General features: G+C 69.8%; 15 protein-coding genes and 1 rRNA gene. All 16 read right to left on the reverse strand.

Annotation, left to right across the window (positions count from 1 at the left end; translation table 11 throughout):
• Nucleotides 1-4 precede the first annotated feature (4 nt).
• Nucleotides 5-1,105: a prephenate dehydrogenase gene (locus A4X17_RS09820; protein ID WP_064295488.1), complete on the reverse strand. Its 1,101-nt coding sequence runs from the start codon at nt 1,103-1,105 to the stop codon at nt 5-7.
• Complete coding sequence (locus A4X17_RS09825; protein WP_064295489.1) at nt 1,102-1,923, reverse strand: pseudouridine synthase; 822 nt, start codon at nt 1,921-1,923, stop codon at nt 1,102-1,104. The genes A4X17_RS09820 and A4X17_RS09825 overlap by 4 nt, the downstream gene beginning before the upstream one ends.
• Nucleotides 1,889-2,524 carry an SMC-Scp complex subunit ScpB gene (scpB, locus tag A4X17_RS09830; RefSeq protein ID WP_064295490.1) on the reverse strand — a complete coding sequence of 212 codons (636 nt, stop codon included), beginning with the start codon at nt 2,522-2,524 and terminating at the stop codon, nt 1,889-1,891. Before scpB ends, A4X17_RS09825 begins: the two co-directional genes overlap by 35 nt.
• On the reverse strand, nt 2,517-3,284 hold the full coding sequence (locus tag A4X17_RS09835; RefSeq protein ID WP_064295504.1) for a ScpA family protein: 768 nt from the start codon (nt 3,282-3,284) through the stop codon (nt 2,517-2,519). Before A4X17_RS09835 ends, scpB begins: the two co-directional genes overlap by 8 nt.
• A 103-nt stretch (nt 3,285-3,387) precedes the next feature.
• Entirely contained in the window at nt 3,388-4,263 is an 876-nt protein-coding gene (locus A4X17_RS09840; RefSeq protein ID WP_064295505.1) for a ParA family protein, read from the reverse strand.
• 85 nt (nt 4,264-4,348) lie between these two features.
• Nucleotides 4,349-5,284 (reverse strand): site-specific tyrosine recombinase XerD, encoded by a 936-nt coding sequence (gene xerD, locus A4X17_RS19235; protein WP_064295491.1) that lies wholly within the window; start codon nt 5,282-5,284, stop codon nt 4,349-4,351.
• Nucleotides 5,285-5,287: 3 nt separating this feature from the next.
• A complete protein-coding gene (locus tag A4X17_RS19240) occupies nt 5,288-5,926 on the reverse strand; it encodes an NUDIX hydrolase (protein ID WP_064295492.1) in 639 nt (212 codons plus the stop codon).
• Nucleotides 5,919-7,613 carry a CTP synthase gene (locus A4X17_RS09855; protein WP_304440864.1) on the reverse strand — a complete coding sequence of 565 codons (1,695 nt, stop codon included), beginning with the start codon at nt 7,611-7,613 and terminating at the stop codon, nt 5,919-5,921. Before A4X17_RS09855 ends, A4X17_RS19240 begins: the two co-directional genes overlap by 8 nt.
• 86 nt (nt 7,614-7,699) lie before the next feature.
• Complete coding sequence (gene recN / locus A4X17_RS09860) at nt 7,700-9,397, reverse strand: DNA repair protein RecN (protein ID WP_064295493.1); 1,698 nt, start codon at nt 9,395-9,397, stop codon at nt 7,700-7,702.
• Complete coding sequence (locus tag A4X17_RS09865; protein WP_079002652.1) at nt 9,394-10,404, reverse strand: NAD kinase; 1,011 nt, start codon at nt 10,402-10,404, stop codon at nt 9,394-9,396. The genes recN and A4X17_RS09865 overlap by 4 nt, the downstream gene beginning before the upstream one ends.
• Before the next feature lie 4 nt (nt 10,405-10,408).
• On the reverse strand, nt 10,409-11,260 hold the full coding sequence (locus A4X17_RS09870) for a TlyA family RNA methyltransferase (RefSeq protein ID WP_064295494.1): 852 nt from the start codon (nt 11,258-11,260) through the stop codon (nt 10,409-10,411).
• Nucleotides 11,261-11,263: 3 nt separating this feature from the next.
• Nucleotides 11,264-11,422, reverse strand: coding sequence for a hypothetical protein (locus A4X17_RS19460; RefSeq protein WP_175484367.1), 159 nt, complete (start codon nt 11,420-11,422; stop codon nt 11,264-11,266).
• A gap of 91 nt (nt 11,423-11,513) precedes the next feature.
• Nucleotides 11,514-12,515, reverse strand: a complete 1,002-nt coding sequence (locus tag A4X17_RS09875; RefSeq protein WP_231884347.1) for an HAD-IIA family hydrolase — start codon at nt 12,513-12,515, stop codon at nt 11,514-11,516.
• A 4-nt stretch (nt 12,516-12,519) separates the two neighbouring features.
• Entirely contained in the window at nt 12,520-13,188 is a 669-nt protein-coding gene (locus A4X17_RS09880; protein WP_231884348.1) for a hypothetical protein, read from the reverse strand.
• Between the two features lie 164 nt (nt 13,189-13,352).
• Nucleotides 13,353-13,910 (reverse strand): hypothetical protein, encoded by a 558-nt coding sequence (locus A4X17_RS19465; RefSeq protein ID WP_197479051.1) that lies wholly within the window; start codon nt 13,908-13,910, stop codon nt 13,353-13,355.
• Between the two features lie 197 nt (nt 13,911-14,107).
• Nucleotides 14,108-14,224, reverse strand: a 5S ribosomal RNA gene (gene rrf / locus A4X17_RS09885).
• Nucleotides 14,225-14,354 lie beyond the last annotated feature (130 nt).

A 14,354-nucleotide genomic window follows, 5' to 3' on the forward strand; every position in this document is an offset into this window, starting at 1 on the left:
CTTCCTATACTTCCGCGATGCGCCAGCCGCGCGACTCGAGGTCGTCGACGGTGCGCTGCTTCACCTCGGGGAGGACCTGGACCTCCGCGAGACCGATGTTCGCGCCGGGCGAGTGCTCCAGACGCAGGTCCTCGATGTTGACGCCGATCTCGCCGAGCTCGGTGAACAGGGCGCCCAGCTGGCCGGGGCGGTCGTCGAGCAGGACGACGATGCTCGCGAACCGGCGGTTCTGGCCGTGCTTGCCGGGGAGCCGTGCGACGCCGGTGTTGCCGGCGGCGATCGTGTCCGCGATCGTGCGGCGAGCGCCCGGCACCTCCGGGTCCCGGAGTGCCGAGATGACGGACGCGAGGTCGGCGGACAGCTGCTCGAGCACCGGGAGGACCTCGGCGTGGTTGGCGCTGAGGATCTGGACCCAGAGCTCCGGCGCGCTCGAGGCGATGCGGACGGTGTCGCGCAGCCCCTGTCCGGCGAGCTGGATGGCGCCCTCCTCGGCGTCCTGCAGCTGGGCGGCCAGGAGGCTCGCGACGAGTTGCGGCGTGTGCGAGACGAGCGCGACGAAGCGGTCGTGTTCGTCCGGCGTCATCTCCATCGGGATGGTGCCGAGGTCGAGCGCGAGGCCCTCCACCTGCGACAGCGCCCAGGCGGGTGTCTCGGCGTCGCGGCAGATCACCCACGGGCGACCGAGGAAGAGGTCGGCTCGCGCCGAGATCGCTCCCCCGCGCTCACGGCCGGCGAGCGGGTGCGAACCGATGTACCGGGTGAGGTCGACACCGCGCTCGAGCAGTGCGCGGTACGGTTCGAGCTTGACGCTCGCGACGTCGGTCACGACGGCGCTTGGAAACGCGGCGAGTTCGGCCTCGATGACGCGAGCGGTGACGTCCGGCGGGACGCAGATGACGACGACGGACGGGTCGTCGGAGGGTTCCGCCGCACGACCCGCGCCGTAGTCGACGGCGAGGCGCAACTGACTGGGCGATGCGTCGTCGAGGATGATGTCGACGCCCTTGGCGCGCAGCGCGAGTCCGATGCTCGCGCCGAGGAGGCCGGCTCCGACGATGCGGACCGAGCCCTGCACGCGGGCGGGAGCTGCGCTCAGGTCGCTCATTCCGTCGGCTCCGGCGCCTCCGCTGCCGTGCCGTCGGCCGCACGGGCTTCAGGACCGTGTGCGCGGGCGATGGTCAGGATGGCGCCGAGTTCGTCCTTGCTGAGCTCGCGCAACTGGCCGGATCCGAGCGTCCCGAGGTGCAGCGGACCGAACTGACGGCGCACGAGGTCGACGACCGGGTGGCCGACGGCGTCGAGCATGCGACGGACGATGCGGTTCCGCCCGGAGTGCAGCGTGAGCTCCACGAGACTGGAGCCGTCCTCGGTGCCGAGCAGGCGGGCCTTGTCTGCGGAGATCGGTCCGTCCTCGAGCTCGATGCCCGCGGTCAGCTTCGCGAGGACCTGCGGGGTCACCTTGCCCGTGACCTTCGCGATGTACGTCTTCTGCACACCGAAGGAGGGGTGGGCGAGCACGTGCGCGAGGTCGCCGTCGTTGGTGAGGATGAGCAGACCGCTCGTCTCGGCGTCGAGGCGGCCGACGTTGAACAGTCGTTCCTCGTACTGCTCGGTGAAGCGGCGCAGGTCGGGGCGACCGCGGTCGTCCTTCAGCGAGCTGTAGATGCCCACCGGCTTGTTGAGCATGAGGTAGCGCTTCGAGGCGTCGAGCTGGATGGCGCTGCCGTCGACGGACACGAGGTCGTGCTCCGGGTCGATCCTCGAGCCGAGCTCGGTCACGACGACGCCGTTCACCTCCACGCGGCCGTCCTCGATGAGCTGCTCCGACACGCGCCTCGAGGCGACGCCGGCGTTCGCCAGCACCTTCTGCAAGCGGATGCCCTCTGATTCAGTGCTGGTCACTGTCGAATCCTTCCCGGCCATCGTCGAGCAACGGCGAGATCCGCGGCAGCTCCTCGATGGCGTTGATACCAAGTTGGGTGAGCAGGAGATCGGTGGTGCCGTAGTTGATGGCACCCGTCTCACTGTCGGTGAACATCTCCGTGATGAGTCCGCGCCCGAGGAGGGTGCGGACGACGGAGTCGACGTTGACGGCGCGGATCGAGGCGATCGCGCCGCGGCTGATCGGCTGCTTGTAGGCGATCACGGCCAGGGTCTCGAGCGCCGCCTGCGACAGCTTCGTCGGGTTCTGCGTCACGACGTAGTCGGTGACGAGCGCGTCGTAATCGGCCCGGACGTAGATCCGCCAGCCGCCGCCGACCTCGCGGAGTTCGAATCCGCGTCGGACGCCACCGCGTTCGCCGTCGTAGTCGGCGACGAGGTCGGCGATGGCCCGTCGGACGGCTCCGACCGGCACGTGCACGGCAGCGGCGAGGTTCACGAGGCTCTGCGGTTCGTCGGCGACCATGAGGATCGCCTCGAGCGCCCGTGGGACGTCCGGTGCGGGCACCGGCGCGGGCTCGGGCGGCAGGCTCTGGGCGGCGTCCGTCGGCCGCTCGATCGACTCGGGTGTCGCGTCAGGCATCGTAATCGGCTCCCAGGTTGGCGAGGCTGTCGTCGTTCCAGGTCTCGGCGGTCCAGCGGAGCGTGAGCTCGCCGAGCGGTTCGATCTGCTCGAAGGACAGCGCAGCGTGCCGGTACAGTTCGAGCACGGCGATGAAGCGCGCGATGACCACGCCCTTCAGCTCCGCACCGGCCACGAGCTCGCGGAAGGTGTGGGACCCGCCGCGGCGCAGGATGGCGACGACGTGCGCCGCCTGCTCCCGGATGCTCACGAGCGGAGCGTGCAGGTGGTCGAGACCGACGGTCGGCACCTCGCGTGGCGTGAACGCGAGCGTCGCGAGTGCGCCGAAGTCCTGCGCGGTCAGCGTCCAGACGAGTTCCGGGGTCTGCTGGCGGTACTGCTCCTCCAGCCTGACCGCCCGGAAGTGGCGCGCCGCCTCCAGGTCGAGGCGCTCCGCGAACCACGCGGACGCCTGCTTGAACGCGCGGTACTGCAACAGGCGGGCGAACAGCAGGTCCCGCGCCTCCAACAGGGCGACGTCCTCCGCGTCGACGAGTTCGCCCTGCGGCAGCAGCCCCGCGATCTTGAGGTCGAGCAGGGTGGCCGCCACGACGAGGAACTCGCTCGCCTGGTCGAGTTCGTCATCGGCCTCGAGCGTCCGCAGGTAGGCGATGAACTCATCGGTCACGCGGCTGAGCGAGACCTCCGTGATGTCGAGTTCGTGCTTGCCGATGAGGGTCAGCAGGAGGTCGAAGGGTCCTTCGAAACCCTCGAACGACACCCGGAACGACGGTGCCGGCGCGGGGTCGACGGTCGTCGCCTCATCGGAGCGCGAGCCGGTGTCGCCGGCCGGAGGGAGGACGGCAACGGGCGTCCGCGCGGGATCAGGCGATCGCGCCACGGGAGATGAGCTCTCTCGCGAGCTGACGGTAGGCCTTCGCGGCGGCGTGCTCCGGTGCGAACTCGGTGATCGGGGTTCCGGCGACGCTCGCGTCGGGGAACTTCACGGTCCGTCCGATGACCGTCTCGAGGACCTTCTCGCCGAACGCGTCGACGACGCGCTCGAGGACCTCGCGCGAGTGCAGCGTCCGGGAGTCGTACATGGTGGCGAGGATCCCGTCGAGCTCGATCGCCGGGTTGAGGCGGTCGCGCACCTTGTCGATGGTCTCGATGAGCAGCGCGACACCGCGGAGCGCGAAGAACTCGCACTCGAGCGGGATGAGCACCCCGTGGCTGGCGGTGAGGGCGTTGACCGTGAGGAGGCCGAGCGAGGGCTGGCAGTCGATCAGGATGACGTCGTAGTCGTCGGACACCTTGCGGAGCACCCGGGCCAGGATCGTCTCTCGCGCGACCTCGTTGACGAGGTGGACCTCGGCGGCCGAGAGGTCGATGTTGGCCGGAAGCACGTCGAGACCCTCGATGGCGGTGTGCTGGATGACCTCGGCCGGGTCCTTCACGGTGCCGAGCAGCAGGTCGTACACGGTGTTGGAGTCGTGGGTGGAGATGCCGAGACCGGCGGACAGCGCGCCCTGCGGATCGAAGTCGACGACGAGCACCCGGCGGCCGTATTCGGCCAGCGCGGCGGACAGACTGATGGTGGTCGTCGTCTTGCCGACCCCGCCCTTCTGGTTGCAGAGCGAGATGATGCGTGCCGGTCCGTGCTGCGCCAGCGCGGGCGGCACCGCGAACTCACGACGCGGGCGGCCGGTCGGGCCGTTCGGGTTCAGTTCGGCGGCGGTCTTGCGCGCAGAATCCTGCACTGCGCTCGTGTGCTTCGTACCGGCCACCGGTGTTGCCTCGCTCCCGCTTGCTGTCGTTCGAGTGACGAGTCTACCGGGCCACGGGTCAGGCCTGCGGTGCCGCTCCGCCCGCGGTCCATCTCGCCCGGGGATGGGACTGCGTGTACACATCACGGAGGTTGTCGACCGTCACCAGCGTGTACAGCTGCGTCGTCGCCACCGAGGAGTGACCGAGGAGTTCCTGCACGACCCGGACGTCGGCGCCGCCCTGCAGCAGGTGCGTCGCGAAGGAGTGTCGGAGGGTGTGCGGCGACACGTGCGACTCGAGTCCGGCGCGCTCGGCGGCACGCTGGAGGACGAGCCATGCGCTCTGCCGGGACAGTCGCGCACCGCGCTGCCCCAGGAACAGCGCCGGCGTGGAACGACCGAGGCCGGAGAAGACCGGCCGGACGCGCACGAGGTAGCGGTCGACGGCGTCGCGGGCGAAGCTGCCGAGCGGCACGATCCGCTGCTTGCCGCCCTTGCCGAGGAGTCGGACGATGTCGGTGTCGATGACGTCGTCGACGTTCAGGCCGACGGCTTCCGAGACCCGGGCTCCGGTCGCGTAGAGCAGTTCGAGGAGCGCCTTGTCGCGGACGGCGAGCAGGTCGTCGCCGTCGGTCGTCTCGAGCAGTGCGCGGACCTGGTCGATCGTGATCGCCTTCGGGAGCCGCCCCGGGAGCTTCGGCGGCCGCACCTCACGTGCGACGTCGACCTCGACGAGCTGTTCGTCGAGCAGGAACCGGTGCAGACCACGGATCGACGACAGCACCCTGGCGAGCGAGGACGCACGCACCGGCTGCCCCTCGGGTGTCCGGAGCGACGCCGTGTACTCCGACACGTGCGCAGCGGTGACGGCCGGAGCCTCGACGACGCCGTGCGCCCCGAGCCAGGCGAGGTAGCCCTCGAGATCACGCCGATAGGCGGCTTGCGTATTGGCCGACAGCCCGCGCTCGATCGCGATGTGCCGCAGGTAGTCGGCGACCGCGCGATCGAGCGCCACGCCTCAGGCTCCGCCCGGCCCGATCGTGGAGTCGCCGCTGTCGCGCAGCGTCGACCACCCGCGATCCCGAGCCGCGGCGGCTGTGAGGACGCCGAGCATCAGGATCGAGTTGTGGAGCCGGCCGTCGAGTACCGCGGCCACGGCGTCGTCGAGCGGCACCCACTCCACGAGGATGTCCGCCTCCTCCTCAGCACGGGCGAAGGCCTCGGCGGTCGCGGTGAGGTCACGCGCGAGATAGATGCGGATCGACTCGTTGCTGCCACCGGGCGTCGTGTAGAACTCCGTCAGCAGCTGAAGCGAACCGGCGACCAGATCGGCCTCCTCCTCCAGCTCGCGACCCGCGGCCACGGCCGGGTCCTCCCCCGCGATGTCGAGCAGGCCGGCAGGCAGCTCCCAGTCGCGCTCCCCGATCGGGTGGCGGTACTGCTGGATGAGCAGGACGCGCTCGTCGGCGTCGAGCGCCAACACCGCCACCGCCCCGGTGTGGTCGACGAACTCGCGCACGACCTCCCCGTCACCGTAGCGGAACGTCTCCCGACGGATGTCCCACACCTTGCCCGCGAACGCGCGCTCGGAGGACACCACCTCGACGGGGTGCGCCTCGTCGCGCAACGACGCGGCGTCGCCGAACGACTCAACCATTGGCGACGTCGAACAGCCGGCTCGCCTGCTGGCGCTCGAGCGAAGCACCGACGAGACCGGCGAACAGCGGGTGCGCGTGGTTCGGGCGCGACCGCAGCTCGGGGTGCGCCTGCGTGGCGACGTAGAACGGGTGCACCTCGCGCGGCAGCTCGACGTACTCGACGAGCGTGCCGTCGGGCGACAGGCCGGAGAACTGGAGGCCGGCGTCCGCGATCTGCTGGCGGTAGCCGTTGTTCACCTCGTAGCGGTGACGGTGACGCTCGGACACCTCGTCCGCACCGTACAGCTCGGCGACGATCGAGCCCTCGTCGAGCTTCGCCGCGTACAGACCGAGGCGCATCGTGCCGCCGAGGTCGCCGCCGGCGATGATCTCGACCTGCTCGGCCATCGTCGCGATGACGGGGAACTGCGTGTCGGGGTCGAACTCGGAGGAGCTGGCGCCCTCGAGCCCGACGACGTTCCGGGCGTATTCGATGACCATGCACTGCAGGCCGAGGCAGAGGCCGAGTACCGGGATGCCGTTCTCGCGGGCGAACTTCAGGGCGCCGAGCTTGCCCTCGATGCCGCGGATGCCGAAGCCGCCGGGGACGCAGATGCCATCGACGTCGGCGAGCGCCTTGATCGCTCCGTCGACGGTCTCGCAGTCGTCGGACGGGATCCAACGGATGCTGACCTTCGTGTCGTGGGCGAAGCCGCCGGCCTTGAGCGCCTCGGTCACCGACAGGTAGGCGTCGGGCAGGTCGATGTACTTGCCGACGAGGCCGATGGTGACGGCGTGCTTCGGGTGGTGAACGGCCTCGAGGAGGTCGGCCCAGCCGCTCCAGTCGACCTCGTTGGTGACGAGACCCAGGCGGTCGGCGATGTAGGCGTCGAGGCCCTGGTCGTTCAGCATGGTGGGGATGTCGTAGATGCTCGGGACGTCGACCGCGTTCACGACCGCGTCCTCGTCGACGTCGCACATGAGCGCGATCTTGCGCTTGTTGCTCTCTGTCACCGGGCGGTCGCTGCGGAGCACGAGTGCGTCGGGCTGGATGCCGATGGACCGGAGGGCCGCGACGGAGTGCTGCGTCGGCTTCGTCTTCTGCTCACCGGAGGCGCCCATGTACGGCACGAGCGAGACGTGGACGAAGAACACGTTGTTCCGGCCGAGCTCGTGGCGGATCTGGCGAGCCGACTCGATGAACGGCTGCGACTCGATGTCGCCGACCGTGCCACCGATCTCGGTGATGATCACGTCGGGCTGGGGGGTCTCGGACGCCTGGAGGCGCATGCGGCGCTTGATCTCGTCCGTGATGTGCGGGATCACCTGCACGGTGTCGCCGAGGTACTCGCCGCGACGCTCCTTGGCGATCACGGTCGAGTAGATCTGACCCGTCGTCACGTTCGCGGCCTGGCTCAGCTCGATGTCGAGGAACCGCTCGTAGTGGCCGATGTCGAGGTCGGTCTCGGCGCCGTCGTCGGTCACGAAGACCTCGCCGTGCTGGAACGGGTTCATCGTGCCCGGGTCGACGTTGAGGTAGGGGTCGAGCTTCTGCATGACCACCCGGAGCCCGCGCGCCGTCAGCAGGTTGCCGAGGCTGGCTGCGGTGAGCCCCTTGCCCAACGAAGAAACGACACCACCAGTCACGAAGATGTGCTTGGTCGTGCCGTTGGAGCCCGAGACGATGCCGTCGATCGGAGAGTTCAGGTTGCCCGCTTCAGAAGTATTCACCACGGGCTTTTATCCTACCATCCAGTTCGGGTCCATGTGTCGCTTCCTTCGCGGTCGCGTCGTCAGGAAGCTGCGAGGGCGAGCAGTTCGCGGGCGTGGGCGAGGCCGCTGTCGGACTCCGCGAGCCCGGAGAGCAGCCGCGCCATCTCCGCCTCCCGCTCGGCGCCGACGAGCTGGCGCACGCTCGACGCCGTCACCGAACCGTCTCCGCCCTTGACCACGCTCAGGTGGTTGTTCGCGAAGGCCGCGACCTGCGCGAGGTGGGTGACGACGATCACCTGCGAGCGTTCGGCGAGGGCCGCGAGGCGACGCCCGATCTCGATCGCCGCGGCTCCGCCGACGCCGGCGTCGACCTCGTCGAACACGAAGGTCGGTACGGGGTCCGCGCCGGCGATGACGACCTCGAGGGCGAGCATCACCCGGGACAGCTCTCCGCCCGAGGCGCCCTTGCCGAGCGGTCGGGGCTCGGCACCGGCGTGCGGCCGGAGGAGGAAGGCGATCACGTCCTTGCCGTGCAGCGTGAGGTCGTCGCGATCGGACACCTCGACGACGAGCTCCGCCTCGGCCATGGCGAGCGAGCGCAGTTCCGCGCTCGCAGCTGCGCCGAGTCGAGCAGCGGCTTCGACCCGGACGGCACTCAACGTCGCGGCAGCGGCATCGACCTCCCCGGAGAGCCGTTCGACGTCGCCCTCGAGCTGGGTGATGCGGTCGGAGTCGCCGTCGAGCTCCATCAGGCGGGTGCTGCCCGTCTCGAGCAGGTGCAGGACGTCCTCAGGCGTCGGCCCGTACTTCCTGGCGAGTGTCGAGAGCGTGGCACGGCGCTCCTGGACGACCTCGAGTTCGCGAGCGCCGTCCTCGTCGAGTCCGGCGAGGTAGCTCGAGAGCTCGGCGGCGATCTCCGCGGCCAGGTAGCTCGCGTTGGCGACACTCGCGGCGATCGCGCCGAGGGCGGGATCGTGCACCGAGGCCCGGTCGAGCTGCCGCCGCGCGCCTTCGAGGAGTCCGACGACGTCGCTCTCCTCGCCCGCCTCGGCCGAGACGAGTTCTCGGGCGCCGGCAGCCGAGAGACGGAGCTCTTCGAGGTTCGTCAGTCGATCGGCGCGCTCGGCGAGCTCGGCGTCCTCGCCGGGCTGCGGGTCGGCCTGCTCGATCTCGGCGAGCGCGACGCGCAGCTGCTCGGCCTCGAGGAGTCGCGTGTCGCGCTCGTTCGTCAGGGTCTCGAGTTCCGTCCGCAGCTCGAGGAGCTCCGTGTAGCGCCGCTGGTAGTCACCGAGGGCCCGCTGGAGCGGTTCACCGGCGAAGCGGTCCAGGGCGTCCCGCTGGGCCGGCGCGGCCCGCAGCCGGATCTGGTCGGACTGCCCGTGCACGACGACGAGCTGCTCGCCGAGTTCGGAGAGGATACCGATGGGCGCCGTCCGGCCGCCGACAATCGCGCGGCCGCGGCCCTCGGCGGTCACGATCCGACCGAGCAGCAGCTCTGCCGCATCACCCGCGGGGTCGAGGTCTCCCCCGGCCTCGCGGACGCGCTCGGCGACCGCGCCGTCGCCCGGCACCAACCAGCGTCCCTGGACACTCGTCTGCTTCTGGCCCGCTCGCACGACGCCGCTGTCCGACCGCTGTCCGAGGAGCAGCCCGAGGGCGGTGACCACCATCGTCTTACCGGCACCGGTCTCACCCGTCACGGCGGTGAAGCCGGGACCGAGCGGGAGCGTCCCGGACGCGATGACGCCGAGGTCGCGGATCTCGATCTCCTCGATCATGCGGTGCCCTCCTGATCGCTGTGGTGTCGGGTGGCCGTGGAGGCCGGGACGTGGATCGTGCCGGTCATCGGCTCCTCGCGTCCGACGGGGCCGCGCCAACCGGTGACCGGCAGCCGGAACTTGTTGACGAGACGATCGGTGAAGGTGCTCTCGTGGAGGCGCGCGAGGCGGACCGGCACCGAGGAGCGTCTGACGACCACCCGTGCGCCCGGCTGGAGGTCCTTGGCCCGGCGGCCGTCGCACCAGAGCACGCCGAGGCCGTCGGTGCGTTCCAGGACCTCGACGGCGAGGGACGACTCCGGGCCGACCACGAGCGGCTTCGCGAACAGGGCGTGCGCGCTGAGCGGGACGAGGGTGATGGCCTCCACCGACGGCCACACGACCGGGCCGCCCGCCGAGAAGTTGTAGGCGGTTGAGCCGGTCGGCGTCGAGATGACCACCCCGTCGCACCCGAAGGAGGAGAGCGGACGCTGATCGACCTCGATCACGACCTCGAGCATGCGTTCCCGGCTCGCCTTCTCGACCGTGGCCTCGTTGAGCGCCCAGGTCTCGTAGACGACCTCCGCGCCGACTTTGACCCGGACGGAGAGCGTCATGCGCTCCTCCACGAAGTAGTCGCGACGTACGACGCGTTCGACCGTCTCGGCGAGGTCGTCGCGTTCACTCTCGGCGAGGAAGCCGATGTGACCGAGGTTCACCCCGAGCAGCGGCGCCGCCGATCCTCGGGTGACCTCGGCCGCTCGCAGGATCGTGCCGTCGCCGCCGAGGACGATCGCCAGTTCGATGTCGCCGAGGGAGACCTCCTCGTCGAGGATGGAGACGACGTCGAGCTCCGGGTCGACGGCGATGAGGTCGGCCCGCTCCAGCGCGCTGAGGACCGGGCGGACGCCCGCCTCCAGGAGCAGCCTGGACACGAGCACGGCGGCATCGCGGGAGTCGTCGCGACCGGTGTGCGCGACGACCAGGATGTTCCTCGCCGCTACCGCAGGATCGGTGGAATGTGCCATCGGGTTACGCTCCAGCCATCGAGGTGATCTGCTGCATCCATTCTGTCGGATTGGTTCCGTGCTCGGCCGATATCCACACCACATACTCGCGGTTGCCGTGGGTGCCGACGATCGGCGACGGGATGAGCCCGGCCGTCCCCAGCCCGAGGTCCCAGGCCGCCCACAGGACGCCTGCGACGGCGTCGGCACGGAGCGCGGGATCGGTGACGACGCCCTCACGGACGCCACCACGACCGACCTCGAACTGCGGTTTGACGAGCAGGACGAGTTCCGCGGGTGACGCGACGACCGACACGAGTGCCGGGAGCACCTGGGTGAGCGAGATGAACGAGAGGTCGCCGACCACGAGCGACGGACGCTCGTCGAGGCCGGTGAGGTCACTGAGCTGCTCCGGCGTCAGGAAGCGGACGTTGCACCCCTCCACGACCCGCACCCGCTCGTCGTCTCGGAGCTGCGGCACGAGCTGGTCGTGCCCGACGTCGAGGGCGACCACCCGACGCGCTCCGCGCTCGAGCAGGACCTGGGTGAATCCGCCGGTGGAGGCGCCGGCGTCGAGGACGAGTGCGTCGTCGACGACGACCGGGAAGGTGTCCAGGGCGGCGAGCAACTTGTGGGCGGCTCGACTGACGTAGTGGTCGGCGCCGGCGACGGCGACCCGCGCATCCGGGTGGACCCGGTGGGAGGCCTTCACGATCGTGCGGTCGTCGACGCTCACGAGCCCGTCGGCGATGAGCTGGGCCGCATGGGTTCTGGAGCGGGCGAGTCCTCGCGCGGCGAGGGCGGCGTCGAGGCGGGCGGGCTGCGCGGCGCCGTCCGGCGAATCGGCTGCAGCCGGTGCTTCGGGTGTGTTCTCCATGCGTTACGCCGACGTCGTCGGCGAGTCGCTCCCCTCGAGCGTCGCCCGGAGTTCGTCGACGAGCTCGCCGTACGCGGCGGCCCGCTCCTCGAGCGGCTGCTCGTCGATGAGGCGGACGCGGGACACGAGGCCGTCGGTCGGGTGCTCCGGTTCGTTCGTCACAGGGCAACCCTACCGGCCGCCACCGTCGCCGCCCGCGGGAACCGCTGTGGGCGAACACCGGTCGCGACCCGCGCCTCCCGAGGGGTGGGCATCACTCCGCGTACAGGTGCTCCGGGACGTTGAGCCCGTAGATGGCACGGCCGGACGCCCAGATCGCGGCGCACGCGGCACGCAACAGGTCGATCCGGGAGGGGCCGTCGGACTCCACCACGACGTCGTTCCCGCGGATCCGCACGGTGGCCGCACCGACCGTCGCCGCCTTGCCGTCGCGCGACATGGTGGTGGCCGGATACGGCTCGTGCAGCTGCCGCAGGTCCTCGAGGATGAAGGTCGGCCGGGAGTGCTGGTCGGCCGCGAGGACGTGCTTGGCTCGATCGATGCCGGTCAGGACGAGGGCCGACGCAATCCCGGCGCGGTTCGCGCCGAGGATGTCGGTGTCCAGTCGGTCTCCGATGAAGAGCGGCTTGGATGCGCCGAATCGCACCTTCGCCGCATCGAAGATCGGCACTTCAGGCTTCCCGGCGACGGTCGCCAGACGGCCGACCGCCGTGTGGACGGCCGACACCAGCGTGCCGTTGCCCGGAGCGATCCCACGAGCCTGCGGGATGGTCCAGTCCGTGTTCGTCGCGACCCACGGCAGCTCGGAACCGTCGGCGGTCGGCGTTTGCAGCGCGAACGCCGCTTCCGCCAGCTGCGACCAGCCGACTTCGGGAGCGAACCCCTGGATCACCGCAGCCGGCGAGTCCTCAGCCGAGCGGGTGACGACGAAGCCACCCTTCTCGACCTCGTCGACGAGCCCGGCGCCACCGACCACCAGGATCGTCGACCCGGCGGGCACGAGGCCGGCCAGCAGCCGGACCGCGGCCTGTGGGCTCGTGACGACCTCTGCCGGCGCGACGCTGAGGCCGAGATCGGTCAGGTGCTGCGCGACGGAGGCGTCCGTCCGTGAGGCGTTGTTCGTGATGTATCCGACGCGAACGTGTTCCGCCGCCAGGTTCAGCGACTCCACTGCGTGCGGGATCGGGTTCGGACCGGCGTAGACCACGCCGTCCAGATCGGCGAGGACCACGTCGACGCCGTCGAGCGGGGTCACGGGCTTAGGCCTTCTCGTCAGCAGCGGGCTCACCGGACGGCTCCTCCCCGGGCTGATCGTCGGATTCAGGGGCCACTGCCACGGGCGACTCGGGTTCGTCGTCGAACTCGAGGAACTCCTCCACGACCACCATCGTCTCGCCCTCGTCGTCTGCAGCGGACTGCTCGAGCGCTTCGGAAGCGATCATCGCACGGTCGTGCCAGACAGCCGCCTCCTCCTCGCGACCGAGGACCTCGAGGGTCTCGGCGTAGGCATTGAACAACGCCGGGCTGTAGGAGAACGCACGCTTCGGGTCGAGCTGCGGGATCTGCAGCTCGAGCAGCGCGTCCTCGGTCTGCCCGAGGTCGAGCCGGGCACCCGACATCGCGATCGCGAGGGCGACGCGGACCGGCACATCGAGGGTCGAGCGATCGACGGACCGTCCGAGTTCCAAGGCACGCTCCGGTCGGCCGACGCCGCGTTCACTGTCCACCATGAGTGGCAACTGGTCGTCCTTACCGGAGATACGGCGGTAGGTCCGCAGTTCGCGAAGCGCGAGGGCGTAGTCGCCGGTCTCGTACGCGGTGATGGCGAGGGTCTCGCGGACCATCGCGATCCGGCCGGCCCGACGGGCAGCGGACATCGCGTGGAGGTGGGCCAACGCAGGATCGCTGTCGATCAGTCGCGCCGCCATCGCCAGGTGCTGGGCGACGCCGTCGGCGTTCTCCTTGCTCAGGGTCTTCAGCTCGTTTCGCGCACCCTTGTCGAGGTCCTGCGGCGTGACGTCGTCAGGGATCTCCGGGTCGTCGTGACGCGGCCGGATCGACTTGAGCTCGAACGCGATGCGCTCTTCTTCCGTCAGCTCGCGCTCGCGTCGGAAGGCGTCTCGGTCGCCGCGGGCTGGAGCACCATCGCGCGTCCACAGCTCGCGTCCACCGCTGTCGCGCCCGCGGTCGGGACGGCCACCACGCTCAGAGGAGTGTCCACGGTCGGTCCGGTTTCCACGGTCCGGACGATCGCCGGACGACGGACGGTCGCCGCTCCGCGCAGGACGGTCAGACCGCTGCGGACGATCCCCCGACGATGGACGGTCCCGCTGCCAGGCAGGACGGTCCGACCGTTGCGGACGGTCGCCGGACGCTGGTCGATCCTTCTGCCAGGCCGGACGATCCGAACGCTGCGGACGGTCTCCTGATGACGGACGGTCACCGCTGCGCGCGGGACGATCCGAACGCTGCGGACGATCCCCCGCCGCCGGGCGATCTTTCTGCCAAGCCGGACGGTCCGAACGCTGCGGACGGTCCCCTGATGACGGGCGGTCACCACTCCGTGCTGGACGGTCGGATCGCTGGGGACGATCGGTGCCACGAGCGCGATCATCGCGCCGTGCAGCACCACCGTTCCCACGGTTGTCACCGGAGGATCTCGGAGGACGTCGCTCACCCTTGTCGGGCTGGTCTGCTGACTGGTCACTCACGATGATCTCCACGGTGCTCGGACGCCGTCACCCGGCGTCAACCTACTGTTGAATTCTTGTCCCACGGTACCCGTGAAACGACGACTTAACGCAAAATGGCCACCCAAGAACCTTGGGTGGCCATTTCAACGAAGAAGTCCGGCGGTGTCCTACTCTCCCACAGGGTCCCCCCTGCAGTACCATCGGCGCAAAGAGTCTTAGCTTCCGGGTTCGGAATGTGACCGGGCGTTTCCCTCTCGCTATGGCCGCCGAAACACTATTGATGTATCAAAGTGAACAAGCAAACCAACACGCTGTGCGAACACAGTGGTGTTGTCTGCGGGTTCTCGACCGTACATCGAGAACCACTCAGTGGACGCGTAGCATCTTCGTATTCAAACAAA

It is taken from the genome of Plantibacter sp. H53 (assembly GCF_001650455.1).
GTDB classification, from domain to species: Bacteria; Actinomycetota; Actinomycetes; order Actinomycetales; family Microbacteriaceae; genus Plantibacter; species Plantibacter flavus_A.